A 24,479-nucleotide genomic window follows, 5' to 3' on the forward strand; every position below is an offset into this window, starting at 1 on the left:
AGCCTGCTCGATCCCGGCCCTGACGATCGGGTCCCGGGGGTTGGACTGCGATTCCTGTGGGCATCTCGCGCCATTTGTCGATGGCGTTCTCGATCTGGTCGCTAATTCTTCCGGTCCGGTTTCTGCCGGTGACAAACCGTACGAGGGCCTCAACGCCAAGCTGTACGGCTGGCTGATGAGCAGCCCCACCCGGCAGCGGCTGGACTCCTGGCTGCTCGGCCTGGACGTCAAGCGCTACTACAGCGAGATGGCCGACCGGATCGCCGGCCTGCCGGACGGTCCGATCCTGGAGATCCCGGCGGGCAACGGGCCGCTGTTCAAGCAGGCCGCCGGCTACCGCGACCGGGGCCCGTGGATCTTCGCCGACCTGTCCTGGCACCTGCTCAAGCAGCTCGCGGCCAAGGTCGAGGCGGTGGGCGCGAAGAGGCACCTGATCATCCGCGCGGACGCCTGCGCGCTGCCGATCGTGGACGGCACCATGGCCGGGGCGGTGTCGATGTTCGGCATCCACTGCTTCCACGACAAGCCCGCGGTCTTCGGCGAGCTGCGCCGGGTGGTCTCCGAGGAGGGTCAGATCGCGGTCAGCACGCTGACCACCGACGGCCACAAGCTGTCCCAGTACTACCACCAGATGAGCCAGAAGGACGGCACTTTCGCGCCGGACAACTCCTGGGCCGAGATCTCCACCGCTGCCCGCGGACAGGGCCTGGAGTTGCACGGCACCACCGGTCTCGGCTCCGCCAGGGTCTTCACCGCCCGCCCGAAGATCCACAGCTGAGACCACCCTCAGCAGTCCCGCCCGGACTGCCCATGAGGAAAAAGGGGGTTCCCGCCATCGCCCGGCGGGAACCCCCTTCCTCGTGCCTTAGCTGCCTGCCGCTACGACGAGGCGTAGCGCTGGGCCGGAGCCGCCGCGTGCGCGATGTTGCCCAGCGCCGCCGCCTCTCCGGTCCGGCTGCCGATCTCCCGGAACACCGCGGCCGACCGAAGGTAGTGGTCGACCCCTTCCTGGTGTCGCTGCAACCGCTCGTTGGCGGTGCCCAGGTAGAGCAGCACGTAGCCTTCCTTGCGCTTGTCGCCCAGCCGCTTGGCCAGCACCAGCGCCTGCCGCAGCAACCTGAGGGCCTGGCCCTCCTGCGAACCGGCGCCGCCGAGTTCCATGCCAGAGGCGGCCCGGAGCCGGTCGAACTCGACCGAACCCGCGTCCTCCACCGGGGGCCGCAGTTCCCTGGCGGCGAACCGCCCGGAGACCGTGGTCGGCTTCGGCTGCTCGTAGACGCTGCTGATGCTGATCGCGGTGTGGATCAGCCAGTCCAGCAGCCGGTTCTCCGCGGCGAACTTGGCGACGGGATCGCTTTCCTCCCGCAACCGGTCCTCCGCGAAGGCCCGCACCACCTCGTGACAGGTGAAGAACTCCGAGTCGCCGATCGGCGTGACCAGCCCACTGACCGCCAGCTCGTTGAGCAGCGCGGTGCCCTCGGTGGAGGTGCACTCGGTCAGCACACTGGTCATCTCCGCGCAGTACCGGCTCTCCGGAGAGAGGGCCAGCCTGCGCAGTGCGAGCTGTGCCGCGGGTCGCAGCAACCGGTAGGCCACGGCGAGTGCGGCGTGCACCTGCACGCTTCCTCGCACGGTCGGCGCGATCCGCCTGCCCACCTCGAGCAGCCGCTTGCTCAGCTCGACGGCGGGCAGTTGGGGATGACCGGCCAGCATGCCGCCGACCAGTCGCAGTGCCAGGGGCAGTCGCCCGCACAGGCGGGCGAGGTGGCGCAACTGCTCCTGCTGGGCGGTTGCCCGGTGCGGTCCGACGGCGCGCCCCAGCACGGCCATCGCCTCATGTTCGGCCAGTGGCTCCACCTGGAGCCGTTGCACCGCCGTGAGTCCGGTCAGCGGCTGCCTGCTGGTGATCATCACCAGGCAGGTGGAGCTGACCGGCAGCAGTGGCTGCACCTGTGCCTCGCTGACCGCGTTGTCCAGCACGATCAACGCGCGCCTGCCGTGCAGCAGCGAGCGATAAAGCCTTGCCCGCGCCTCCAGTTCGGTGGGGATCCCGTCCCTCGGCACACCGAGCGCGCCGAGCAGCATCCCCATGGCCGCCCCCGGGTGCAGCGGACGATCGCTGTTGGCCCGGAGGTTGACGAAGAACTGACCACCAGGGAAGTCCCTGGTCAATTGCCTGGCCAGGGTGACAGCCAGCGAGGTGGTGCCCACCCCGGTCGGTCCGGACAGCACCACGGTCCGCGGCGCGGACGCGCGAGACGCCCTTGCCATGGCTCGCAGCCAGTCCAGATCGGCACTGCGCCCGGTCAGTTCCTCGGTGATTTTCGGTAGTTCCAGGCTGCCGAACGCGGCACGTGCTACCCCAGATGTGCCGTGCGCCGGCAGTACGGTCGGCCTGTCCCCATGACGGCTCAACCGGAATCGCCCTGCCCTTGCGGCCCGCTCGAACTCCCTCAGTTCGTCGCCGGCCAGTCGCAAGGTCGCCGCCAGTGCACCGACGGTGCGCTGCTGCGGTCCCCTCGCTCTCCCCCTCTCCAGATCACTGATCGTCCTTACGCTCAACCCGGAGCACATCGCCAGATCTTCCTGGGTCAGGCCGTTGGCTCGCCGGTGCCGCAGGAGCATTCCCCCGAAGTCTCCTGAAGTTAAGCGAACCTCATCCGGTGTTGAATTTTGAACTGTTGACATCCTTCCTCCCGGTGCGCGCTGCGGCAATCGGGCTGACGGGCACCCCGAATTGGTCGACCACCGGGCCCCGGTGGTGATCGACCTGCCGCCCCATAGCCAGTCTGGACGCTGTGTCGCAACCCTCGCCAGTGTGTTGACAAAAGCTCAAATGAAGCTGCGCCGTCTCACCTGAATCACGTAATGATGAGCACTGTCCTGTAACCCTCGGTGACGACGACGGGGGTGACTGGCCGGTACCCCAGCTCAGCGTGATCTCCAGACTCTGCCGTTTCACCTAGATTCCGGCTGATCAAGCCCGTTTTGCTGGCAGGAAACCGCCGTCAACCGGGTACGGATCGCCCGATCGGGCGGACGTCTGGCTGCACGATCGAGCTAACTCGGAAGATCTACCAGATCAGTCCTGGAGGCCAGGCCGAGCTTGCGCAGCACCTTGGCCACGTGCTGCTCCACCGTGCGCGGTGAGAGAAAGAGCACCTCGGCGATCTCCCGGTTGGTCCGGCCATGGGTGAGCAGCCGGGCCACATCGCGTTCCCTGGGCGAGAGTTCCGGCCCGTAGCCGCGGCGGCCGCGCCTGGCCGGGGCCGCGGGCGCGGTGAGCCCGTGTTCGCGCAGGTGACGGCGGCAGCTGGCGGCATCCCTGGTGGCGCCGAGCCGGTCGAAGGCAGCGGCCGCCTCGGTCAGCTCGTCCACCGCGGTCTCCCCGGCGGTCAGCCGCAGCCTGGCGGCCTCCTGCCGGGCCTGCGCGGCCAGGTAGGGATGCGGCAGCGCGGCGTAGGCGGTCGCGGCGGCGGTGAGCGCCTCGGCCCCGGCGAGCAACCGGCCGCGGGCGCCGAGCAGCAGGCCCTGGCCGGCCAGCACCGCGGCGGCGGCCAGTGGCGCGTCCTTGCCGGTGGTCTCGGCGGTGAAGGTGGCCAGCAGTTCGGCGGCGGCGGGCAGTTGCCCGGCGTGGATCCTGGCCACCAGGGCCAGCGGCAGCAGTTCCGCCGCCCACAGCCAGACGCCCTTGCGGCGCACGATGGACAGGCCCTGTTCGGCGTGCGCGAGCGCGGCCTCGTACTCGGCCCTGGACAGCTGCATCTGGGTGTACGCGGCGGCCGCGGTCATGATCACCGGGGTGAAGGAGTCCTCCGGGGCGTCCAGCCCGGTGGCGCCCAGGTGCGCCTCGGCCTCCGGCCATTCGCCGCGGGCCACCGCGAGCTGGCCGAGCACCAGGGACAGTTCGGTGGCCACCGGCCGCAGGTCCCGGTAGTCCTCCAGCTGCCGGGCGCAGCGATCGGCCAGGCCGTCCCAGCCGCCGGTGCAGAAGTCCAGCCGGGCCGCGGTGGCCCTGGCCACGCTGACGATGAACGGCATGCCTGCCTCGGCGGCCATCCGCAGGCCGGGGTCCAGCCAGGTACGGGCTCGCCGGTAGTGGCCGGTGGTGGCGAAGGAGTCGCCGAGGTTGCAGTAGGCCCTGGTCAGGTGCTGCCGACCGGCCTCGGTAACGGCCTGCCGGGGCAGCCGGTCCAGGTCTGGGCGGACGCCGGGGTCGCCGATCAGCACCCGCGAGCCGAGCTGGTTGGCCAGCAGGTTGAGGGTCAGATCCGGGTCAGGGTCGGCCTCGATGACCTCCTGCACCCTGGCCATCCAGCGCAGGTTCTCCCGCAGCGGGGTGGTGCCGCGGAAGGGCTGGGCGAGCACGGACATGGCCTTGGCGCCCAGTGCCGAGTGCTCGCCCAGCTCGGCCACGGCCATCGCGATGTCCTGATGCCCCTCGGTCAGCCCGCCTGCCTGGCGGACCAGCAGGAAGCCGAGGTTGAGCCGGGTGGCGCCGCGGGCGGCGGGGGAGAGCCGGGGGTCGTCGAGCACCCGGCGCAGCACCGCGGACACGTCGAGCTGCTCGACCCCGCGGACCGCGTTGGCGCCGAGTTTGCCGGCCAGCCGGTCGATGTCGGGGGTGCTGAGTTCGGGCAGTTCGACCAGCTGCTGGTAGAGGTCGGTGGCCAGCCCCGCCTCGCCGACCGCGGCGGCGTGGTCGGCCGCGGCCTCGCAGTGCCGCCGCCAGCCCGCCCGGTCGCCCGCCTCCCGGCTGTGCCGGGCCAGCTGCACCCACGGGGTGGGTTCGGCGGTGGCGAGTTCGGTGGCGGCGCGGGCGTGCAGCAACCGCCGGTCCGGGCCGGGAATGGTGTCGTAGACGGCCTCCTGGGCCAGTGAGTGCCGGAACCCGTAGCGGCGGCCGGGCAGCTCGTGCAGGACCACTCCGGCCAGCGCCTGCACCAGCGCGGCGCCGACCTCCCCGGTGGTCATCCCGGCCACGGTGGCGAGCAGGTCCTCCTCGGCAGGCACGCCGAGCACGGCGGCGGCGCGCACGATCCGGGCGGCCAGCGGGTCCAGCGCGGCCAGGCGTTCGGTGGTGGCCTCGCGCAGCAGCACCGGCACCCGCAGGTGGTCGAGCAGGCGGCGGGCGGTGGCGGTGCGCACCTCGCCCGCGTGATCGCGCAGGGCATGCAGGGCTTCCTCCACCACGAACGGGATGCCCGCGGTGCGTTCGTGCAGCCGGGCGGCGAACCCGGCGGCGGGCAGCGGAGTGCCAAGGATTGCGCGGGACATCTCGTGCACCCCGGCCACGTCCAGCGGGGCGAGCCGGAGCATGGCCGCGCTGACCCCGTGCGCGGGCCGGAACGCGCTGCCGAGCAGGGCGCCGCCGAGATCCTCCCGGCGGTAGGTGACCACCAGGGCCAGCTCCGGCGGCGGGCTGGCGACCAGGAAGCGCAGCAGGTCCCGGCTGCCGTCATCGCCCCAGTGCAGGTCCTCGACCACCAGCAGGGCGGGTCCGGCGGCCACCAGCAGTTCGCGCACGGCCCGGAACAGCCGGTGCCGCTCGCCCGCCGGGTCGCCGAGTGGTTCGGGCTGGGCGGGCAGCCGGTGCGCGATCTCGGGCAGCAGTGGCCGCAGTGCCCCGGTGACCGGGTTGAGGCCGGGGCCGACCCGGTTGCCGAGCCCGCCGAGGGCCTCCAGCACCGGGCCGTAGGGGAAGGGTTCGCGCAGCGGCTGGCAGTGCCCGAGCAGCACCGGGGTGCCGATGCCGGTGAGCAGTTCGCGCAGCAGCCTGGTCTTGCCGATGCCCGCCTCGCCCTCGACCAGCACCAGCGCCGGTGGCCGGGCCACCGCCTCGGCCAGGATGCCCAGTTCGCGGTGCCTGCCGACCAGCACCGGCGAACTGGTGCGCAGGCCGTTGTCCCTCGCCATCGCACGCTCCCCAGGTGTGTGGACCAATCGCCATCTTCGCTGGTCCCACGGGCGAGCGCGTCCCTCCGGACGAAGGGTTTTCAGTGAGTACCGGCCGAAGGAAACTGAAACGGCTGTGAAGCCATTGTTTCCGCTTACCGTTCGAGTTGTTCGCCAGAGACGATTTCCCTGCAATCGGAAGGCTGGGCACATGCGAAAGTCGACGGTCGTTGTCTGTCTGACCGCGGTGGCGTTGAGCGCCGCCGCGGGAATCGGGGCCGGTCCGGTCTTCGCCGCCGAGGCGGCGGTGGTCGGCGCGTCGGCGCCGGTGCCGGGCAGCTATATCGCCGTGCTGAAGGATGTCCCCTCCGCAGCCTCGGCGGCCACCCTGGCCACCCGCTACGGCGGCGAACTCGGGGACACCTACACCGCCACGATCCGCGGTTTCCACGTGCGGAACCTGACCCCGGTGCAGGCCCGCAGGCTGGCCGCGGACCCGGCGGTGCGCACCGTGTACCAGGACGGCACCGCACGGATCGCGCAGAGCGTCACCTGGGGCCTGGACCGCTCTGACCAGCGCGCACTGCCGCTGGATCGCAAGTACGCCCCGGTCGGCACCGGCGCGGGCGTGACCGCGTACGTGATCGACAGCGGCATCCGCAAATCGCACGCCGAGTTCGCCGGCCGGGCCGCGATCGGCGCGGACTTCCTCAATGACGGCCAGAACGGCAACGACTGCAACGGCCACGGCACGCACGTCGCGGGCACCATCGCGGGCAAGACCTACGGCATCGCCAAGGAGGCCAAGGTCGTCGCCCTGCGCGCGCTGGGCTGCAACGGCAGCGCGCCGGACTCGGCCGCGGTCAGCGCGATGGAGTGGGTCACCAAGAACGGGGTGCGTCCCGGCGTGGTGAACATGAGCCTGGGCATGGACAACGTGGGTGTCGGCGATGAGGCGCTCAAGGCCTCGGTGCGGGCCGGGTTCACCTACGTGGTGGCCGCGGGCAACAGCTCCGCCGACGCCTGTGGCACCAGCCCGGCCCGGGTGCCGGAGGCGATCACCGTGGGCGCCACCGGCCGCACGGACAACCGGGCGAGCTTCTCCAACTTCGGCCGCTGCCTGGACATCTTCGCGCCGGGGGAGGGCATCACCTCGGCCTCGCACAGCTCGGACACCGGCACCACCGGCATGAGCGGCACCTCGATGGCCAGCCCGCACGTGGCCGGCGGCGCGGCGCTGGTGCTGGGCGCGAACAAGAACGCCAGCCCCGCCGAGGTGCTCAAGGCGCTGCTGGACAAGTCCACGCCGAACGTGGTGAAGAACCCGGGTTCGGGTTCGCCGAACAAGCTGCTCTACGTCGGTAAGTGAAATTTCACATCAACTGAAACGACGCAGCACCCCCGCCTGCTATTGCATTCGCGGGCGGGGGTGATGTGTCAGTTCCATTCCCAGCGCAGTCCGACAATTCCGGCTGGCACGTCCAGGGCCACCAGGTGCGCGGTGCGGAACGCGCCGATCCACACGTCCTGCCGCCCGACCTCCGCCGCCCACAACCCGTGCCGATAGGTCTGGAAGCAGCGGCTGGGCACCGCGTCCCGATGGAACTCCACCTGGGCCACGTACTCCCGCACCGGCCGCCGGAACCGGTGCAACCGGCTGGCTTCCGAAGGCCTGCTTGCAGGGCCGAGCATGGATGCAGCTTGCCCAGCGGGCCAGACCACCTCGTACTCCAGCACCGCGGTCTCACCCACCCGCAGCATCCGGTCCAGGATCAGCTCGGCCACCACCAGCCGCTGGTCCGGCCCGACCCGGCTGCGCCCCAGCCGGCAGGACCGCAGGGCGGACACCGTGGGCGCCGCGCCCTCGCCGAGGTAGGTCACCGCGCACCGGTCCACCCCGTCCACCTCGGCCCTGATCACCGCCCGCACCGTGCTGGACCCGTCTGCCCCGTGCTCGTTGACCACGTGCACCTCGTGCAGGCTCAGGTAGGTCAGCTGCTCCTCGGTCGGCGCGCCCAGCGACTCCAGCAGCCCGGACAGGGTGGCCGCGTCCTCCCACAGCGTGTCCAGCGGCCGCACCGGGAAACTCCGGCTGAGCCAGCGCCCACGCGGCCGCCGCGGCCCGAGCAAGGCCAGCAGGGTGTGCCTGGGCAACCCGAGCACTTCCTCCAGGACCCCCACCGCGGCCAGGGATTCCCGCCGCTCCGGCTGGGACCGGCCACGCCGCCAGTAGCTCAGGGTGGACAGGCTGACCCGCACCCCGCGCTGGGCCAGCCTGCGCTGCAGCGAGTCCAGGCTGAGCCCGCTGCGTTCGATGGCGCTGGTCAGCAGGGCGGGGAAGCTGTCCGGCACGGTCAGGTCGGGCTCGCCGGTGCGGGGGGCGGGCAGCGGGAACGAGCGCAGGTGCATGGCCGTCACTGTCCGGCGGTGGTCGGCGGGCGAACAATCCGGAGCCCGGTAGGTAGGGGGTACCCGACTTATTCACGCCGGTGATCAGAGTCACCCGTCCGGGTGGTAGTTGAGGCCGCGCGGCAGACTAGGTTCTACTAACGAAGGTTAGCCTTCCCTTAGCAAGCAGTTGACGAAGTGAGGACGCATGACCACGCGGCACGCCAGCACCGTGAGCCCGGTTGAGCTGCTGTCGGAGTACCGCGCCGGATCGTCCTTCTTCTTCTCCTCGCCACGGGGAGTGCTGCTCGCCGAGGGCGTGGCCGCGGCCGTGCCCAGTGTCGCCGCCCCGGGCGAACTGCGTGCGCTGCCCGGCCGGGTCGCCCAGGTGCTGGCCGAGGCCGAACCCGGTGCGCTGGTGGTCGGCGCGGTGCCCTTCGACCACAACGCCGCCGCCAGCCTGGTGGTGCCGGAGGCAGTGCGCCGGGCCGAGCCGTTCTCCAGTGAGGTGCGGCTGCCCGAGCTGAGCATGAACGTGCCGGAGTGGGAGATCACCCCGGTGCCCGAACCCGCGGCCTACGTGCGCTCGGTGCGCGCCGCGCTCACGCCGCTGGGTTCGGGCGAGCTGGACAAGGTGGTGCTGGCCCGATCGCTGGCGCTGACCGCGCCGACCACGGTCGACCTCGGTCGCCTGCTCAACAACCTCATCCGCCGGGACCCCGCCGGCTACTCCTTCGCCGCCGACCTGCCCAGCCGCACGCTGATCGGGGCCAGCCCCGAACTGCTGCTGTCCCGGCGCGGCGGCAAGGTGCTGTCCAACCCCCTGGCCGGGTCGGCCGCCCGCAGCGCCGATCCCGAGGAGGACCAGCGCCGCGCCGCCGCCCTGCTGGTCTCGGCCAAGGACCGGCACGAGCACGCGGTGGTGGTGGACGCGGTCGCCGCCGCGCTCCGCCCCTACTGCCGCACCCTGGACGTGCCCGCCGCCCCCGAGCTGGTGCGCACCGCGACCATGTGGCACCTGTCCACCAGGGTCACCGGCGAACTGGCCGACGAGCGCAGCTCCGCGCTGGAGCTGGCCGCCGCGCTGCACCCGACCCCCGCGGTGTGCGGCACCCCGGTGCAGACGGCCAGGGACACCATCAACGCCCTGGAACCCTTCGACCGCGGCTTCTACACCGGCATGGTCGGCTGGTGCGACGGTCGCGGGGACGGCGACTGGGTGGTCACCATCCGCTGCGCCGAGGCCGACGACCACTCGCTGCGGTTGTTCGCCGGGGCCGGCATCGTCGGGGACTCCAGCCCGGAGGCCGAGCTGGCCGAGACCGCAGCCAAGTTCCGCACGTTGTTGCTGGCCATGGGCATCGAGCAGATCGCCTGAGCTGGAGGTCTCCGATGCACACCGAGCTGATCCGCGAGTCGCTCGCGGCCGAGGAACTGGCCTACTGGCAGCTGCTGCCCGCGCGCCAGCAGCCCAGCTGGACCGATCCGACGCTGGCCGCGGCGCACCGCGCCGAACTGGCCGCGCGGCCGGGGCTGGTGCACTGGACCGAGGTGGACGGGCTGGGCCGCTGGCTGGCCGAGGTGGCCACCGGCAGCGCCAAGGTGGTGCAGGCCGGTGACTGCGCCGAGGACCCGGCCGAGTGCACCCCGGAGCACATCGCGCGCAAGGTGGCCATGCTGGACGCGCTGGCCGGAGTGGTCGGCGGCGGCAGCGGACTGCCGGTGGCGCGGGTGGGCCGATTCGCCGGTCAGTTCGCCAAACCCCGCTCCAAGCCGTCCGAACGGCACGGCCAGCTGGACCTGCCCTCCTACCGAGGGCACCTGGTCAACGGTCCCGAGGCCGATCCGGCCGCCCGGCGCCCCGACTCGGCCCGGCTGCTCTCCTGCTACGACGCGGCCAGCGTGGCCGTCGGCGCACTGCGCGGCGCGCGCAGGCCGTTCGGCCAGCCGGTGTGGACTTCGCACGAGGCCCTGGTGCTGGACTACGAACTCCCGTTGCTGCGCAAGAACCCCGACGGCGAGACCTTCCTGGCCTCCACGCACTGGCCGTGGATCGGCGACCGGACCCGGCAGCCCGACGGCGCGCACGTGCGCCTGCTCGCTTCGGTGGCCAACCCGGTGGCCTGCAAGGTCGGCCCGACCACGCCGCGCGCCGATCTGCTCAAGCTGTGCGAGGTGCTCGACCCGCACCGCACCCCGGGCAGGCTGACGCTGATCGCCCGGTTCGGCGTGCGCCGGGCGCCGGAGCTGGCGCCGCTGGTGGCCGCGGTGCGCGCGGCGGGGCATCCGGTGGTGTGGCTGAGCGATCCCATGCACGGCAACACGATCAGCGCGGCCGGCGGGGTCAAGACCCGGCTGCTGGCCGATCTGATCGCCGAGGTCAGCCAGTTCCAGCGGATTGTGCCGGAACAGGGCGGCATCGCCGGTGGCCTGCATCTGGAGGCCACCCCGGACCCGGTGACCGAATGCCTCGGCGCCGGGGTGGAGGCCGATGACCTGGGCCGCTGCTACACCTCGCTGTGCGACCCCCGGCTGAACCAGCAGCAGGCCATCACCCTGGCCGCGGCCTGGCGCTGACCGCTTTGTCCAGCTGAACCTACTCAGGTCGGTTGCGCCAACGCTTGCATCGGGTCGATAGTTCGGAGACCGCCGCCACGTTAGGAAATTTTCCTCACTTGGGAGGTGGACATGCGCAAGCTGCTCGTTCTCGCCGCCGGAGCCCTGCTCGCCGTCACCGGACTCACCGGTCCGACCGCGGCCGCGGCCCCGGCAGGCGGTCCCACCGCGGCCCAGCTGCTGGCGAAAGTGGCTTCCTGCAACCAGATCTCCACCGGCAAGTACCGCACCGACACCGGGACCGGCGCGACCGTGCCGGTGTGCGGCCAGTCCAAGGTGGTGCACTGGCGGGCGGACCTGGACATCGACTGCGACGGCCAGATCACCCCGGAGTGCAACAAGAACACCGATCCCTGGTTCCAGCCGGACACCGCCTTCCACCAGTCCGACGGCAAACCGCTGATCTCGGCCAAGCTGCCCTACGTGGTGGTGCCCAGCCCGAGCGGGACCTTCGACTACCGCAAGCACGGGATCGCCGGCGGCGGTGTGGTCGCGGTGATCTACAACAACAAGGTGCAGTACGCGGTGGTCGGCGACACCGGTCCGGCGAACATCATCGGCGAGGCATCCTACGCCGCGGCGAAGAACCTGGGCATCAACCCGGATCCGCACCACGGCGGCAGCGACGGCCCGGTGACCTACATCTTCTTCAAGGGCTCCAAGGTCTCCCCGATCGAGAACGCGGGCAAGGCGGTCAGCGCCGGCGAACAACTCGCCACCGCGTTCGTCGGGAGCTGACCGCTCACACACCGGGGCGGACCAGGCCGGTCTCGTAGGCCAGCACGATGGCCTGGGCCCGGTCGCGCACCGCGAGCTTGGCCAGGATCCGGTTCAGGTGGGTTTTCACGGTCTGTTCGGACAGCACCAGTTCCACCGCGATCTCGGTGTTGGACAGGCCCTTGGCCACCAGGGTGAGCACCTCGGTCTCCCGGTTGGTCAGCACGTCCAGCCGTTCCGGCCGCGCGGCCGGAACGGCAGGCCGGGTGCGGACGAACTCGCTGATCAACCGGCGGGTCACCGTTGGCGCCAGCAACGCCTCCCCGGCCGCGACCACCCGGATCGCGGCGATCAACTCGGCCGCGGGCGCGTCCTTGAGCAGGAACCCGCTGGCGCCGGCGCGTAACGCCTCGAACACGTAGTCGTCCAGGTCGAAGGTGGTCAACACCAGCACCCGCAACGGGTTCTCGTCCAGCTCACTGTCCGAAGTGGACGGTTCGTCGAGCAGGCGGCGGGTGGTCTCCAGGCCGTCGAGGCGGGGCATCCGGATATCCATCAGCACCACGTCCGGCCGCTGGCCGCGCGCGTCCAGCTCGGCGATCCGGGCCAGCGCCTCGATCCCGTCGCCCGCGCCGCCGAGCACCTCGATGCCCTCCTGCGCGCCGAGCAGCCCGGCGAAGCTTTCCCGCACCATCGCCTGGTCGTCGACCACGAAGACCCGGATCACGCCGCCCCCTCGGTGTTGCCCGCCAACGGAATGCTCGCCCGCACGGTATACCCGCCATCCGGCCGCGGCCCGGCCTGGAAGGCGCCGCCGACGATGCCGATCCGCTCGCGCATCCCGGTGATCCCGTTGCCCGGCCCGGTTTCGCCAGCGGGTTCGGCGCCGGGATCGTTGTCCACCACCAGGTGCAGCCCGTCCGGTAAATGCCGCAGCCACACCTGCACGGCGCCGCCCGGACTGTGCCGCCGGGCGTTGCTCAGTGCCTCCTGCGTCACCCGGTACACCGCCAGTCCGACCGCCGCCGGAACCGGCCGCGGCTCGCCCTCGACGGTCAGCGTCGCCGCCACCCCCGAGTCACTTGCCGCCGCGACCAGTCCCGGCAACTCACCCAGCGTCGGCTGTGGCGCCAGTTCCGGCCCGGCGTCCTCGGCCCGCAGCACCCCCAGTAAGCCGCGGGTCTCCGAGAGCGCCTGCCGGGCGGCATCGCCAAGCTGGGCAAGCTCTTCGCGTACTTTGTCGTCCGAAATGGACAGTCGATAGGGCGCGGAGTCGGTGCGCACCGCGATCATCGACAGGTGGTGCGCGATGATGTCGTGCAACTCCCTGGCGATCCGGGTGCGTTCGGCCAGCACCGCGGAGCGGGCCTGTTCCTCGGCCATGTCCCGGCGCACCCAGGCCAGTTCCGATTCGGTGGCACGCAGCTGACTGCGACTCACCCCCGCCAGCACCGCGGCCAGGGCGAACAGCGGTGGGAACAACGAGTCCGAGGCACCGCCCAGCGGGACCGCCCCGGCCAGCGTGGTCAGCCCCACGGTGATCACCCCGATCGGCAGCCGGTACTGGCGCGGCGCGCGGGCCGCGGCCTGGTAGATCGCCGGGATCAGCGCCAGCGCGCCCATCGACCAGGGCCGCTCCAGATTGGGGATGCCGATCAGGATCCGGGGGAATTGCAGCGGCGTCGAGACCACGGTCAGCAGCACCAGCACACCCATGGCCAGTCGCCACGCGGTCAGCGGCGACCGCCTGCTCAGCAGCCAGGGCAGCAGGTGCGCGAGGACGAACACCGCCGCCACCGGGGTGACGAAGAGCTGTCCCCAGGTGAGCATGTTGGCCGCGGTCAGGTACAGGAAAAGCACCGTCACGATGGCGCGGCGCACCCACAGCGGACCCGGCAGCCCGGCCACCGGGGGTCCCCACTCGGCGTCCCTGGCGGTGACGAGCACCCGCCACCCGGCTCGGAGGTGTTTCTGCATGGTGCTGACGCTAGCCAGGATCAGGCCGCCGATCGTCAAACCCTGGTCCGGTTTCCGGAGTCAACCCGTGGTGTGATGACGAGACAAAACCGGCCTGGCCAGGCTCGAACACATGGATCCCACGCTGCGTCTGCTCACCCGGTTGCTCGCCACCTTCGCCCTGTGCTGGCTGGCCTGCGCGGCCGCGGTGGCCTTCTTCATCGACTATGTCTACTTCGGACAGTTGGACCCGTTCCGGTCCACCTTCAGCGAGTTCATCTTCACCCGGCAGGGGGCCCGGCTGGTCGGGGTCAGCATGCTGGCCACCGCCTTCGCCTCGCTGGTCCTGGGCGCCGCGCTGATCAGCGCCAAGGTGCCCGGCGGGCGGGCCGCGGCCTGGCTGATCGGGGTGTGGGCACTGGGCCTTGGCATCGCCGCGGTGTTCCCGATGGAACCGGTGCACGAGCCGCTGACCGCGCACGGGGCGGTGCACCGCTACGCCGCGCTGACCGGGTTCATCACCTTGCCACTGGCCGGATTGCTGCTGGCCACCCGATTCCGCGACCACCCGCAGTGGGCCTGCCTCACCCGCACGCTGCGGGTGCTCTCCGCGCTCGGACTGGCCGGGGTGCTGGCCTTCCTGGCCACCTTCCTGCCGCTGGAGCGACCGCTGTGGCTGCTCGGCGAACGCGGTTACAGCGGCATCACCGAACGGCTGCTGCTGGCCGCCCATGTGGCGCTGTTGCTGGTGCTGGCCTGGCGGCTGCGCCGGCACACAACGCAGCCGGAGATCACCCCGAAGCGGGAACCCGCACTCGTCCGTGGCGAACGCTGTTGAGGTCCACAGTGGACGCCTAGCGTGGACGGATGCGCCGAACCGCCGTACTGGCCGCCCTGCTCGCGGCCGTCGCCGTCAGCCCAGCCGCCACCGCCGCTCCCGGCACCACGCTCAACTTCACCGCCACCCGCAAGCTGATCACGCTGCCGGTGTTCCCGGTGCCCGGCATCGGCTACGCGGTGCAGTCCGAGCTGGCCAACACCGACGGTTCGGCCGCGGGCAAGCTCACCATCAACTGCACCGTGGTCGCGCTGACCGTGGACGCGCCGCCGCTGATCGAGGCCCAGTGCCTGCACATCTTCCGCTTCCAGGACAACGCGGAGATCCACACCACCGCCCGGGTCACCCGGAAGCTGGCCAGCCAGGACACCCACCGGGCGGCCATTGTCGGTGGCACCGGCCGGTTCCGCGGCATCGAGGGCGAGGGCACGATCGTCTTCGACACCGAGACCACGGTGAAGTACAGCCTGGACTACGACGTCTAGGGCGAGGACCAGCCAGAGAACGGTCCTACGGCACGGTATCGATCGCGTGCCTACGGCACGGTGATCGCGGCGACCATCAGGTGCCGCATGGTCGCGGTCACCTCGGCCGCGGGCATCGGCCGCTCGGCCGCCTGCCATTCCCGCAGCAGCCCGGTCACCGCGCCGACCAGCGCGGTCGCGATCAGGTGGTAGTCCCGGTCCGGGGCCTGGCCGTGGCGGGCCGCGCGGGTGGCCTCACCCTCGATCAGCGTGGTCCACTCGCCCACCCAGCGCTGGTGCTGGCGCTCCATCGCCGGGCTCACCCCGACCGCCTCCACATAGGCCAGCCGGGGCCGGCGCGGGTCGGCGGTGATGTCGGCCATGAACACATCCAGCAGGGTGCCGATGCGCTCCGGCGCGTCCGCGGCCTCCGGCAGCGTGCGCAGCGCGCCGACCACGTGGTGCAGCGCGACCGCGTTGATGTCGTTGTGCAGGCTCAGCAGCAGGGCCTCCTTGTTCGCGAACTCCTCGTAGAAGTTGCGGGTGGAGACCCCGGCGTGCGTGCACAACTGCTCGATCCGGGTGCCGTGGTAGCCGGCGGTGGTGAACAGCTCCAGCGCGGCCTCGACCAGCCGGGCTCGGCGGTCGGCCTTGCGCTGTTCGGGACGCATACCGCGGTAGATGCGCGCGGTGGTCCCCGTCTCCTGGGCCATACGACCAGCGTAGATCGTTCGGGGGGTGTTCGATTGTTAAGTGGTCATGACCATTGCCACATCTGGTCCGGACGGCCTAACGTGTGAAAATCTCGATTACCAGAGCGAGCGTCCAGGAGGTCGCCCGTGTCGCCGTCCCCCCGACTCCGCCTGCTCAGCGCCTGTCTACTCACCGCGTTAGCGCTGACCACCCTGCCCGGCACCGCCACCGCAGCCCCGGCCGCGGTCCCCCTGCCCTCCGCCGACCCCTTCTATCAGCCACCGAACCCGCTGCCCGCAGGCAAACCCGGTGACCTGCTGCGATCCCGCCAGGTCAAGGTCACCGTGCTCGGCCTTCCGGTGCCGGTCTCGGCCTGGCAGATCCTCTACCGCTCCACCTCGGCCACCGGCACGCCAATGGCGGTCTCCGGCACGATCCTGGTGCCGCAAACCCCGTCCACCGGCAAACCACGCCAGCTGGTCAGCTACGCCGTCGGCGCGCACGGCCTGCACGAGACCTGCGCGCCCTCCTACAAGATGCGCACCGGCACCGAGAACGAGGTGGCCCTGATCGGCCAGTTCCTCTTCGCCGGATTCGCCGTGGTGATCACCGACTACCAGGGCCTTGGCACCCCCGGCCCGCACACGATGGCGGTCGGCCCGGCCGCCGGGCACGCCATGCTGGACGCGGCCCGCGCCGCGCAGAAGACCCCCGGACCGGAACTCGGGGTCGGCCCGGTGGGCATCTACGGCTACTCCCAGGGCGGCCAGGCCGCCAGCCACGCCGGTGAGCTGCAGCCCAGCTACGCGCCGGAACTCCAGGTGGCCGGCGTGGTCGCCGGTGGCATCCCGCGGGACCTGCGCCAGCTGTTCCCGGTCATCGACGGCGGACCGTTCTCCGCACTGATGATCGGCGCGGTTTCCGGGCACATGGGCGCCTACCCGGACCTGCCCGAGCAGTTCTTCAACGAGGCTGGCAGGCGGCTGATCGCCAAGCAGCGCACCGAATGCATCGTCGGCACCATGCTGCTGACCGGCGCGTTCAAGCGGCTCAAGGACCTGACCACGGTGCCGGATCCGATCAAGGACCCGCGCTGGGACGCCCGGCTGGCAGCGGATGTGCCGGGCAGCCACAAGCCGACCGCGCCGGTGCTGCTCTTCCACGGTGACTTCGACCAGATCATCCCGTTCACGGTGGCCAAACCACTGCTCGCGGACTACTGCGCCCGCGGCGCCACGGTGGAATGGCGCACCACCCACCTCACCGAGCACATCCTGGGCAACATCGCGGGGGTGCCGATGGCGGTGGACTGGCTGAAGTCCCGGTTCGCCGGGGTGCCCGCCGCCACCTCCTGCTGAGGCGCGGCGGGCCGCCGGTTCAGCCGACCACGTCGGTGCGTGAGCGGCGGACCAGCTCGGCCAGCTCGTTCATCACCTTGGCGAAGGACTGGTAGCTCATCGGGGCCGCGGCGAACCACGGCCCGACCTGATCGGCCTGCACCGCGGGGTGCAGCTTCCAGGTGCTGATCCCGGCCATCTGCGTCGGGGTCAGCGCCTGGGCCTCCCGGTTGTCCACCAGCACCAGGTCGGCCGGGAACTCCCGGACCTGCTCCCAGCTGACCTTCTGGAAGTAGTCCGCGCCGGACTTGGGCTCGTAGATGTCCAGGCCGAGCGAGCGGAAGTACTTGAGGTCGCCGGACTCCTGCGGGCGCACGATGTACAGGTCGTCCTTGGTCGCGCTGACCACCAGGATCTTCAGGCCCGGCTTGGCCTTGGCCGCATCCCGCAGGCCGGCCTCGGCCTTGTCGAACTCGGCCTTGGCCGCGGCCACCGGACCGCCCTTGACGTCCGCGCCGAGCGCTTCGGCCAGTGCGCTGAACCGGGACAGCACCTCGGGGATCGGCTTGCCGCCGATCTTGATCCCGGCGGTCGGCTTGACCTTGTCCTTGGCGGTGTCCGGCACGTACCAGAGCGTGTCGTCATACATCGTGGTGATGGTCAGCTCGGGCCGCAGCGAGGCGAACTTCTCCAGGTTGAACTCGCCGTAGGTGGAGCCCACCGACTGCACCGAGTTCAGGTCCACGTTGCCGATCTGCGGGTCGGTGCGGCCGTCGGCCAGCTTTTGCGGGCCGAACACGCCGGTGACCTTGACCCCGAAGTCCCACAGCGTGCCGGCGGCCGCGGACTGGGCCACGATCCGGGTCGGCTTGGCCGGCAGGCTGATCTTCTCGCCGCGGTCGTCGGTGAACTCCCACGAGCCGCCGCCGGCCGGGCCGGTGGCGCCGCAGGCGGCGAGCAGTCCGGCGGCGGCCAGCACGGCGCCCCCTCGGAGCAGGTGGCGGGTCCTTCCCAGCATGTTCTTTCCTTTCAGCCGGCGTTGGCGCGGTTGGCCCTGGCCAGCAGCCACAACAGGAACGGCGCCCCGACCACCCCGGTCACCACGCCCACCGGCAGTTCGGCGGGCAGCAGGGTCCGGGCGATCAGGTCGCTGACGAGCAGGAGCAGGGCCCCGGCCAGCCCGGAGGCCAGCAGGGGCGGGGTCGCCGACCGGCACAGCCGCAGCGCGAGCTGCGGGGAGACCAGCGCGGCGAAGACGATCGGTCCGGCGGCCGCGGTGGCCACCGCGGCCAGGCCGACCGCGATCAGGCCGAGGGAGAGCCTGGCCCGCTGTACCGGGATGCCCAGCCCGGTGGCGGTGTCGTCGTTGAACTGCAACGCGTCCAGCCAGCGGCGCAGCAGCAGGGTGGGCGGCAGCAGCACCGCCACGGCCACCCCGATCCAGGCCACGTGGCCGAAATCGCGCGCGTTGAGCGTGCCGGTGAGCCACACCATCGCGCCCTGGGCGTCGTAAACCCCCAGGCGCAGCAACAGATAGCTGGTCGCGCCGGTGCACACCGCCTGCACGCCGATGCCGACCAGCACGATCCGGTAGCCGGTGGTGCCACGTTTCCAGGCCAGTGTGTACACGGCGAAGGCCGAGGCCAGCGAACCCAGCAACGCCAGCAGCGGCACACCGAGTCCACTGCCGAGGCCGAGCGCGGTGCCCGCGACCACGACCACATTCGCGCCGCCGGTGATGCCGATCAGATCGGGGCTGGCCAAGGGATTGCGGGTGAGCGACTGGAACAGCGCGCCGGAGAGCCCGAAGGCCAGGCCGACCAGCAGTCCCACCAGCGCCCGTGGCAGCCGGAGTTCCTGCACCACCAGCAGGGTCGAGTAGTCGCCGACGCCGCCGAGGGCGGCCACCACCTCGTTCAGGCCCAACTGGAACTCGCCGACGGCGAGGCTGACGCAGAACATCAGCAGGGTCAACGCGCCCAGCAGTGCCGAGATCACGCTGACGCGGACCCGGTTGCCCAGCTTCACGGTGGTCGTCACGATCACAGCTCCGGGAGGCGCTGGCGGCGGACCAGCGCGATGAAGAAGGGCGCGCCGAGGCAGGCCACGATGATCCCGACCTGGAGTTCCTCCGGCCGGGCCAGCACCCGGCCGAGGATGTCCGCGGCCAGCAACAGGATCGGCGCCAGCACGGCCGAGTAGACCAGCACCCAGCGGTGGTCCGGCCCGGTGAGCTGCCGGGCCATGTGCGGCACCACCAGGCCGAGGAAGACCATCGGTCCGCAGGCGGCCGCGGCCGCGCCGGCCAGCAGAGTGATCGCGATGATCGAGATCACCCGGATCCGCCCGACGTGGTGCCCCAGCGCCTTGGCCACATCCTCACCCAGCGCCAGGCTGTTCAGCGCCGGGCTGACCGCGAACGCCAGCACCGCGCCGACGAGCAGGAACGGCAGCAGCTGGGCGAGCACCTTGGGGTCCTGGCCGTTGATCGCGCCGACCGCCCAGAACCGGTACCGGTTGAGCGTGGCCGCGTCCAGCAGCAGCACCGCGGAGACCATCGAGTTGAGCATCGCCGAGACCGCCGCCCCGGCCAGCGCGAGTTTGGCGGGACGCGCGCCGTCCCGGCCGAGGCTGCCCAGGCCGAAGACCACCACGGTGGCCAGCAGTGCCCCGGCGAAGGCGAACCACACGTAGCCGTAGAACGAGCCGAGCCCGCCCAGCAGCGCGGACAGCGTCACACCGAAGGCCGCGCCCGAGGTGACCCCGAGGATGCCCGGATCGGCCAGCGCGTTGCGGGTCACGCCCTGCATCAGCGCGCCGGCCAGGCCCAGGGCCGCGCCGACCGCCAGGCCGAAGCCGGTGCGCGGCATCCGCAGGCCCTGCACGATGGCGCTGGAATCCGGGTCGTCCGGCCGGAACACCGCGCGGAAGACCTCGCCGAAACCCAGGTCGGTGCTGCCGACCATGATGGACAGCACGGACATCAGCAGCAGCACACCGAGGGCGAGGAGCAAGCCGAGTGGGCGCGACAGACCGACCCGTGCCGACCGCTTGGTCGTCACCGGTTGCCGCTTATCGACCGTGGTCACGCGGTGAGGATAGCCATGCCTAAGTACGAGGACGCGACCGATTCCGGCGCGGGGGCCGCCCGGTTCACCCGGCGGATCGAGGACTTCACCTGCGGTCACTGCGAGCGCACCGTGCGTGGCAACGGTTACACCAACCACTGCCCGCATTGCCTGTGGTCCCGGCACGTGGACGTCAACCCCGGCGACCGGGCCGCGACCTGCGGCGGACTGATGCCGCCGGTGGCCGCGGGCATCCACAAGGACGCCTACTTCGTGGTGCAGCGCTGCGAGAAGTGCGGCCACCAGCGGCGGAACAAGACCGCGCCCCGGGACAGCAGGGAGACGATCCTCACGTACTTCGGCCGCCCTATCCCGGGCTGAGCATCGAGGTCGCCCGGCGCAGTCCCACCACATCGGCGGCCAGGCTGTCGATCAGCAGCCGCTGCTCCTCGGTGCGCGGCTCCGGCGGTTCGGCCACCTGCTCGGTCTCGCCGAGCGCGCGCACCAGCCAGTCCAGGGTGTCCTTGGTCAGCGCCTGGTCGCCGCCGTGCATGAGCAGTCCGGCGGTGCCGCTGCGCAGTCCGCGCAACGCGTCGTCGGCCTGGGCCAGCGCGGTCCGGTTGACCTCGGTGTCGTCCCGGCCCTTGAGCTGACCGCCGAGCAACTCGTGCAGCTGCGCGGCACTGCGGCGCTGGTCCCGGATCAGCGAGCGCACATCGATCTCGGCCCAGGACTGCCCGAGCCGCTCGGTGATCGCGGCCAGTCCGGCCCTGGCGCCCTCGGTGGCCCGGCGCAGCCGCTCCAACGGGGACGGGGCGCGCATGCCCGGCACCACGGCGAAGCCGAACAGCAGCCCGATACCCACCGCGAGCACGATCAGCAGCACGTACTCGACCAGCACCGGCCCGGGGTCCAGGTGCCGGGTGGTGGCGTTCATGCCGACCAGCATCAGCACCATGCAGCCGTTGAAGATGATCGGATAGCGCTGCTGGAAGCCGAACCCGATCATCATCGCGACCAGCCCGATCGGCATCAGCGCGGCCTGCGGCAGCACCCACAGCACCGCGACCAGCGCGAGCGCGCCGAGCAGGGTGCCTGCCGCGCGCTGCCAGGCCTTGAGCGCGCTGGCCCGCCAGTCCGGCTGCATGATCATGAACACTGCCATCAGGAAGGACGGCATCAGCGGATCGCCGGGTCGCTGGGCGGCGATGAGCAGGGCCAGCAGCACGCCGATGGCGCAGCGCAGGGCGTGCCGGAACTGGGCGGACTGCCAGGAGATCGCCTCGATCAGCCGCTCACCCGGATACTCCGCGCCCAGCCGGGAGGTGGTCGGCCGCCGGTCCCGATCGGTCAGCGCGGTCCGCACCCGGTCCAGGCCGTCCCACAGCGTGACCACCATCGCCGAGGTCTCCCCTGGCAGCTCGGCCGGGGTGGCCGGCCGCTGCGGCGCGGGCGGCTCGCCGCCGTCGACCACCGCCGCGGCCAGGGCGGCGGCCTCGGCCTTGGCCGCGTCCAGCACCGCGCGCAGCTGCCCGGCCAGTGCCTCGTCGAGCTGGTGCACTCGGTCAGCGAGCAGGAAGAGCTTGGTGCGGTAACGCAGTCCGCCGTCGAGCACCTGACCCAGCCACTGGCGCTGCCGATCCCCGCGCCAGGCCCGGATCGCCGCGTCCGGCCCGCGCACATCGGTGGCGGTGAGCATCCCGGCCACCGCCGCCCTGGTCGGCTTGTCCGGATCCCGCAGCCCGAGCAGCAGCCGGAACACGATCACCACGCCGACGCCGAGCGCGGGCGCGAACACCACCTGCCAGACGCCCGCGGTCCCGGTGGTCTGGAAGGCGTACCCGAACAGCGCGCCCATGCCCAGCCCGAGCCCGACGGTGATGAACCGCGGTCCGAAGGTGGGCAGCAAGGCCACCGCGAACACGATCACGGTCAGCACCGCGATGGCCGCGGGCGCCGACACCTCGGCCAGCAACCGCGGCCCGGCCACCACCAGCACCATGGCCGGGGCGAACACCGCGAGCAGCTTCAGATCCGGCCACAGCGCGCCGCCGAAGGCCGCGATCAGGCAGAACATCGCGGACAACGCGCCGAGTACCGCGGCGGGACCGAGTCCGGCCAGGAAACCGAGCCCGGCCACCCCGCCGATGACCACGATCATCATGACCGGCAGCATCAGGGCGGAGGGGCCCCCGGACCGGGGCGCGCTGGTACTCACGGCCCGATCATGCCGGACCGCCGATCACTCCTCGGGGACCCATCCCACCTGCACCAGCTGCGTCGGCCGGTTGTCCCGGTAGAGCTGGGCGCAACCCGGCGGCAGCGTGTACGGGTTCAGGCCGGTGATCACGTCCGGGGTCTCCGGGTTGCCGTTGAGCAGCAACACCATCGTCTCGCCGTAGTTCACCGCGGTCAGCAGCGGATCGGTGCGGCTCAGGTAGCGCCCGGCGATGATCAGGTGCAGCCCGATGTTCCCGGCGTGCGGCACCAGGTCGGCCAGCACGTCCAGCACCTCGGTGCGCTGGATGATCTCGTAGTCGTCGATCACCAGGTACAGGTCGGGCCCGCTGCCGCGGCCCTCGTCGCGCCGCTTGACCAGGGAGTCCCGGATCTCGCCGATCGGCACAGCCATCTTGCCGGTCTGGGTCAGGTAGGTGAGCAGTGAGTCGCCCTCCACCGCGCCGAGCCAGTTCCGCCGCGGGTCGATCCCGGCGACCAGGGCCTTGTCCGGGGTGAGCGAGGCGGTGAGGTGGTGCAGCAGCGCGCGCAGCACGTTCGTGCGCCCGCTCTCGTAGTCGCCGAAGCACAGCAGGTGCTGCTTCGCGCCGAACCCGAAGCCCTGGAGTTCGCCCTCCAGCACCCCCAGCGGCCACCGCTCGTCCGCAGGCAGCTCGCCGATCGGCAGCATCCTGGGCAACGGCCGCAACTGCTTCGGCCGGTCCCCGGTCCACGCCTTGTCGATGGCCGCCACCGGCTGCGCGTCGTCCTGGAACACCGGCAGCGCGGCCAGGTACGGCTCGGCCTGACCGGTCAGCCCGTGCCCGCGGCCGGTGATCCGCTTGGCCAGCACCGGATCCACCGCCGAGTAGTGCGGTGCGGACAGTCGCAGTTCCAGCCGGGTGCTGAAGGCGTCGGCCAGCGCGCCGTCCAGTTCGACCCAGCGGTGGATGCCCAGCAGCACGTGCACGTTCACCCCGGGACCGCGGCAGATCAGGTCCCACACCGCGTCGTGCACATTCGTGGTGCGGCGCAGGCCGTACCAGCCGTGCACGATGACCACCACCGCGGCCGGTTCCTTCTCCGCGGTCCCGTTGCGCCGGGCCAGTTCCCGCCGGTCCACCAGTGCGGCGAGGTCGGTGGCGGTGTGCCACAGCAGGGAGAAGTCCTGGTACCCGGCGGCCACCCTGGTGTGCGGCAGTTCGCGCAGCCCCAGCAGCGACTCCCCGGCGAAGTCCAGCAGGTAGAGCTGGAGGTGCGGCGGGGTGTTGGCCAGCGCCAGGCCGAGCGCGGCGTTGTGCAGCACCTCCTCCACCCCGGCGGACGGATCGCCGACGACCAGCGCGTGACCGTCCCCTGTGGACAGATCCAGCCGGAACGGCACTCGCCGCCGCTCGCCGCGCCGGTCCACCAGGCCGACCACCGGCGCCAGCCGCGGCTCACCGGGGGAGTGCAGGCCCAGTTCTTCGCTGGTGGCCAGTGGCGGCAGCATGGTGTCCAGCGCCATCCGCTCGGCCAGCGGTGGCAGCAGCAGCGGCTCCGGGATCGCGCCACCAAAGGGCAATCCGGCCAGGCCCTCGGTCACGTCAACCGCTGGAAGTGGCTGGCAGACAACGGGATCCTGTCCCGAGGGCCACAGCACCAGATCACTGTCCCGGACGTTCAGCTCGAAGCCGAAGTACTTGGCCAGCCCACTCGGCAGGTCGGTGACCTGGTCCGCGGTCGCGACCAGGTGCACGCCCCGGTCCTGCCAGCCCGGCGCCTCGTCCTTGATCAGCTCGATCAGCCCCGGCGCCAGCCGGTCCAGCTTCAGCAGCCGGTTGACCACCACGACCAGCGTGGTCATCGGGTCCAGCGCGGGATCGTAGTGCCGGGCCCGCTCGTAGTCGTGCTGGGTGCGCATCGTGCGCTGCCGCAACAACTCCGCCCGCCTGTCGCTCTCCGCGCGCAACGCGGTCAGCACGTGCGCGGCCGCGTCCGGACCGGTGAGCAGGTGCGCGAGCTGCGGCACGGTTTCGAACCCGGCGAAGACCGCGCCGTCGCCCGCGTCCAGCAGGAACAGGTTCAGGGTGTCCGGCGAGTGCGTGCCGACCAGTCCCAGCAGCAGCGCGCGCAGCGCCTCGCCCCTGGCCGCCTCGCTCAGTCCGGTGATCAGCCCGTGCGCGCCGATCCCGCCCAGTGAACGGGGTTTCAGGTCCACCGCCACCGGCTGACCCTCCACAGTGGACCCCGCCGGCACCCGCAACCGCTGTCCCACCGGCACCACCGGCCAGGTCTCCGCCACAGCTCC

At 71.5% G+C, this 24,479-nt stretch carries 20 protein-coding genes and 1 pseudogene; 9 read left to right on the top strand and 12 right to left on the bottom strand.

The window, feature by feature from the left end; genetic code table 11:
* The first annotated feature begins 175 nt into the window (after window positions 1–175).
* Window positions 176–778, top strand: coding sequence for a class I SAM-dependent methyltransferase (locus tag MZC64_RS39725; protein ID WP_247764154.1), 603 nt, complete (start codon window positions 176–178; stop codon window positions 776–778).
* A gap of 101 nt (window positions 779–879) precedes the next feature.
* Here MZC64_RS39725 and MZC64_RS39730 read toward each other — a convergent pair whose 3' ends face one another.
* The 3 genes and pseudogenes from MZC64_RS39730 to MZC64_RS39735 form a co-directional block, all read right to left on the bottom strand.
* On the bottom strand, window positions 880–2,271 hold the full coding sequence (locus MZC64_RS39730) for an NB-ARC domain-containing protein (protein WP_247764153.1): 1,392 nt from the start codon (window positions 2,269–2,271) through the stop codon (window positions 880–882).
* A 186-nt stretch (window positions 2,272–2,457) separates the two neighbouring features.
* Window positions 2,458–2,688: pseudogene (locus MZC64_RS49220) on the bottom strand (helix-turn-helix domain-containing protein); the annotation flags it as partial.
* Between the two features lie 372 nt (window positions 2,689–3,060).
* Window positions 3,061–5,916, bottom strand: coding sequence for an AAA family ATPase (locus tag MZC64_RS39735; RefSeq protein ID WP_247764152.1), 2,856 nt, complete (start codon window positions 5,914–5,916; stop codon window positions 3,061–3,063).
* Between the two features lie 190 nt (window positions 5,917–6,106).
* Between MZC64_RS39735 and MZC64_RS39740 the strand changes: the two genes are divergently transcribed.
* Window positions 6,107–7,264 (top strand): S8 family peptidase, encoded by a 1,158-nt coding sequence (locus MZC64_RS39740; protein ID WP_247764151.1) that lies wholly within the window; start codon window positions 6,107–6,109, stop codon window positions 7,262–7,264.
* Window positions 7,265–7,332: 68 nt separating this feature from the next.
* Here MZC64_RS39740 and MZC64_RS39745 read toward each other — a convergent pair whose 3' ends face one another.
* Window positions 7,333–8,304 carry a hypothetical protein gene (locus MZC64_RS39745; protein ID WP_247764150.1) on the bottom strand — a complete coding sequence of 324 codons (972 nt, stop codon included), beginning with the start codon at window positions 8,302–8,304 and terminating at the stop codon, window positions 7,333–7,335.
* A gap of 187 nt (window positions 8,305–8,491) precedes the next feature.
* On the opposite strand from MZC64_RS39745, the gene dhbC reads away from it, so the two are divergent.
* The 3 genes from dhbC to MZC64_RS39760 all read left to right on the top strand — a co-directional run bounded on the left by dhbC (window position 8,492) and on the right by MZC64_RS39760 (window position 11,637).
* Window positions 8,492–9,661: an isochorismate synthase DhbC gene (dhbC, locus tag MZC64_RS39750; protein ID WP_247764149.1), complete on the top strand. Its 1,170-nt coding sequence runs from the start codon at window positions 8,492–8,494 to the stop codon at window positions 9,659–9,661.
* 14 nt (window positions 9,662–9,675) lie between these two features.
* Window positions 9,676–10,860 (top strand): 3-deoxy-7-phosphoheptulonate synthase, encoded by a 1,185-nt coding sequence (locus MZC64_RS39755; RefSeq protein WP_247764148.1) that lies wholly within the window; start codon window positions 9,676–9,678, stop codon window positions 10,858–10,860.
* A gap of 111 nt (window positions 10,861–10,971) precedes the next feature.
* The gene (locus MZC64_RS39760; RefSeq protein WP_247764147.1) at window positions 10,972–11,637 is read left to right on the top strand and encodes a glycoside hydrolase family 75 protein; all 666 of its coding nucleotides are present in this window, start codon (window positions 10,972–10,974) and stop codon (window positions 11,635–11,637) included.
* A gap of 4 nt (window positions 11,638–11,641) precedes the next feature.
* Here MZC64_RS39760 and MZC64_RS39765 read toward each other — a convergent pair whose 3' ends face one another.
* Together MZC64_RS39765 and MZC64_RS48970 are read right to left on the bottom strand one after the other, a co-directional pair.
* A complete protein-coding gene (locus MZC64_RS39765) occupies window positions 11,642–12,343 on the bottom strand; it encodes a response regulator transcription factor (protein ID WP_247764146.1) in 702 nt (233 codons plus the stop codon).
* Window positions 12,340–13,593 carry a histidine kinase gene (locus tag MZC64_RS48970; protein ID WP_247764145.1) on the bottom strand — a complete coding sequence of 418 codons (1,254 nt, stop codon included), beginning with the start codon at window positions 13,591–13,593 and terminating at the stop codon, window positions 12,340–12,342. Before MZC64_RS48970 ends, MZC64_RS39765 begins: the two co-directional genes overlap by 4 nt.
* A 112-nt stretch (window positions 13,594–13,705) precedes the next feature.
* On the opposite strand from MZC64_RS48970, the gene MZC64_RS39775 reads away from it, so the two are divergent.
* Both MZC64_RS39775 and MZC64_RS39780 read left to right on the top strand, forming a co-directional pair.
* Complete coding sequence (locus MZC64_RS39775; protein WP_247764144.1) at window positions 13,706–14,410, top strand: DUF998 domain-containing protein; 705 nt, start codon at window positions 13,706–13,708, stop codon at window positions 14,408–14,410.
* 29 nt (window positions 14,411–14,439) lie between these two features.
* The gene (locus tag MZC64_RS39780; protein WP_247764143.1) at window positions 14,440–14,895 is read left to right on the top strand and encodes a hypothetical protein; all 456 of its coding nucleotides are present in this window, start codon (window positions 14,440–14,442) and stop codon (window positions 14,893–14,895) included.
* 50 nt (window positions 14,896–14,945) lie between these two features.
* On the opposite strand, the gene MZC64_RS39785 is transcribed toward MZC64_RS39780, so the two are convergent.
* On the bottom strand, window positions 14,946–15,587 hold the full coding sequence (locus MZC64_RS39785; RefSeq protein WP_247764142.1) for a TetR/AcrR family transcriptional regulator: 642 nt from the start codon (window positions 15,585–15,587) through the stop codon (window positions 14,946–14,948).
* 126 nt (window positions 15,588–15,713) lie between these two features.
* Between MZC64_RS39785 and MZC64_RS39790 the strand changes: the two genes are divergently transcribed.
* The gene (locus MZC64_RS39790; protein ID WP_247764141.1) at window positions 15,714–16,925 is read left to right on the top strand and encodes a lipase family protein; all 1,212 of its coding nucleotides are present in this window, start codon (window positions 15,714–15,716) and stop codon (window positions 16,923–16,925) included.
* Window positions 16,926–16,944: 19 nt separating this feature from the next.
* On the opposite strand, the gene MZC64_RS39795 is transcribed toward MZC64_RS39790, so the two are convergent.
* The 3 genes from MZC64_RS39795 to MZC64_RS39805 are packed head-to-tail and all read right to left on the bottom strand — an operon-like array spanning window position 16,945 to window position 19,993.
* A complete protein-coding gene (locus MZC64_RS39795) occupies window positions 16,945–17,922 on the bottom strand; it encodes an ABC transporter substrate-binding protein (protein WP_247764140.1) in 978 nt (325 codons plus the stop codon).
* A gap of 11 nt (window positions 17,923–17,933) precedes the next feature.
* A complete protein-coding gene (locus MZC64_RS39800; RefSeq protein ID WP_247764139.1) occupies window positions 17,934–18,944 on the bottom strand; it encodes an iron chelate uptake ABC transporter family permease subunit in 1,011 nt (336 codons plus the stop codon).
* 2 nt (window positions 18,945–18,946) lie between these two features.
* Window positions 18,947–19,993, bottom strand: a complete 1,047-nt coding sequence (locus tag MZC64_RS39805) for an iron ABC transporter permease (protein ID WP_247764138.1) — start codon at window positions 19,991–19,993, stop codon at window positions 18,947–18,949.
* 15 nt (window positions 19,994–20,008) lie between these two features.
* Between MZC64_RS39805 and MZC64_RS39810 the strand changes: the two genes are divergently transcribed.
* Window positions 20,009–20,353, top strand: a complete 345-nt coding sequence (locus MZC64_RS39810; protein ID WP_247764137.1) for an RNHCP domain-containing protein — start codon at window positions 20,009–20,011, stop codon at window positions 20,351–20,353.
* Here the strand turns inward: MZC64_RS39810 and MZC64_RS39815 are convergent.
* Both MZC64_RS39815 and MZC64_RS39820 read right to left on the bottom strand, forming a co-directional pair.
* Window positions 20,340–22,190, bottom strand: coding sequence for an FUSC family protein (locus MZC64_RS39815; RefSeq protein WP_247764136.1), 1,851 nt, complete (start codon window positions 22,188–22,190; stop codon window positions 20,340–20,342). The two genes, MZC64_RS39810 and MZC64_RS39815, sit on opposite strands and share 14 nt — an antisense overlap.
* Before the next feature lie 24 nt (window positions 22,191–22,214).
* Complete coding sequence (locus MZC64_RS39820) at window positions 22,215–24,473, bottom strand: FtsK/SpoIIIE domain-containing protein (RefSeq protein ID WP_247764135.1); 2,259 nt, start codon at window positions 24,471–24,473, stop codon at window positions 22,215–22,217.
* Between the last annotated feature and the right edge of the window lie 6 nt (window positions 24,474–24,479).

This window comes from Crossiella sp. S99.2 (genome assembly GCF_023094165.1).
GTDB lineage: Bacteria > Actinomycetota > Actinomycetes > Mycobacteriales > Pseudonocardiaceae > Crossiella.

What these genes read in the sequence shown, in the direction of transcription:
- MZC64_RS39795 (WP_247764140.1), bottom strand. Translation starts at nt 17,922, where the DNA reads ATGCTGGGAAGGACCCGCCACCTGCTCCGAGGGGGCGCCGTGCTGGCC.
- MZC64_RS39745 (WP_247764150.1), bottom strand. Translation starts at nt 8,304, where the DNA reads ATGCACCTGCGCTCGTTCCCGCTGCCCGCCCCCCGCACCGGCGAGCCC.
- MZC64_RS39810 (WP_247764137.1), top strand. Translation starts at nt 20,009, where the DNA reads ATGCCTAAGTACGAGGACGCGACCGATTCCGGCGCGGGGGCCGCCCGG.
- MZC64_RS39780 (WP_247764143.1), top strand. Translation starts at nt 14,440, where the DNA reads ATGCGCCGAACCGCCGTACTGGCCGCCCTGCTCGCGGCCGTCGCCGTC.
- MZC64_RS39760 (WP_247764147.1), top strand. Translation starts at nt 10,972, where the DNA reads ATGCGCAAGCTGCTCGTTCTCGCCGCCGGAGCCCTGCTCGCCGTCACC.
- MZC64_RS39735 (WP_247764152.1), bottom strand. Translation starts at nt 5,916, where the DNA reads ATGGCGAGGGACAACGGCCTGCGCACCAGTTCGCCGGTGCTGGTCGGC.
- MZC64_RS39740 (WP_247764151.1), top strand. Translation starts at nt 6,107, where the DNA reads ATGCGAAAGTCGACGGTCGTTGTCTGTCTGACCGCGGTGGCGTTGAGC.
- MZC64_RS39775 (WP_247764144.1), top strand. Translation starts at nt 13,706, where the DNA reads ATGGATCCCACGCTGCGTCTGCTCACCCGGTTGCTCGCCACCTTCGCC.
- MZC64_RS39730 (WP_247764153.1), bottom strand. Translation starts at nt 2,271, where the DNA reads ATGGCAAGGGCGTCTCGCGCGTCCGCGCCGCGGACCGTGGTGCTGTCC.
- MZC64_RS48970 (WP_247764145.1), bottom strand. Translation starts at nt 13,593, where the DNA reads ATGCAGAAACACCTCCGAGCCGGGTGGCGGGTGCTCGTCACCGCCAGG.
- MZC64_RS39755 (WP_247764148.1), top strand. Translation starts at nt 9,676, where the DNA reads ATGCACACCGAGCTGATCCGCGAGTCGCTCGCGGCCGAGGAACTGGCC.
- dhbC (WP_247764149.1), top strand. Translation starts at nt 8,492, where the DNA reads ATGACCACGCGGCACGCCAGCACCGTGAGCCCGGTTGAGCTGCTGTCG.
- MZC64_RS39725 (WP_247764154.1), top strand. Translation starts at nt 176, where the DNA reads ATGAGCAGCCCCACCCGGCAGCGGCTGGACTCCTGGCTGCTCGGCCTG.
- MZC64_RS39785 (WP_247764142.1), bottom strand. Translation starts at nt 15,587, where the DNA reads ATGGCCCAGGAGACGGGGACCACCGCGCGCATCTACCGCGGTATGCGT.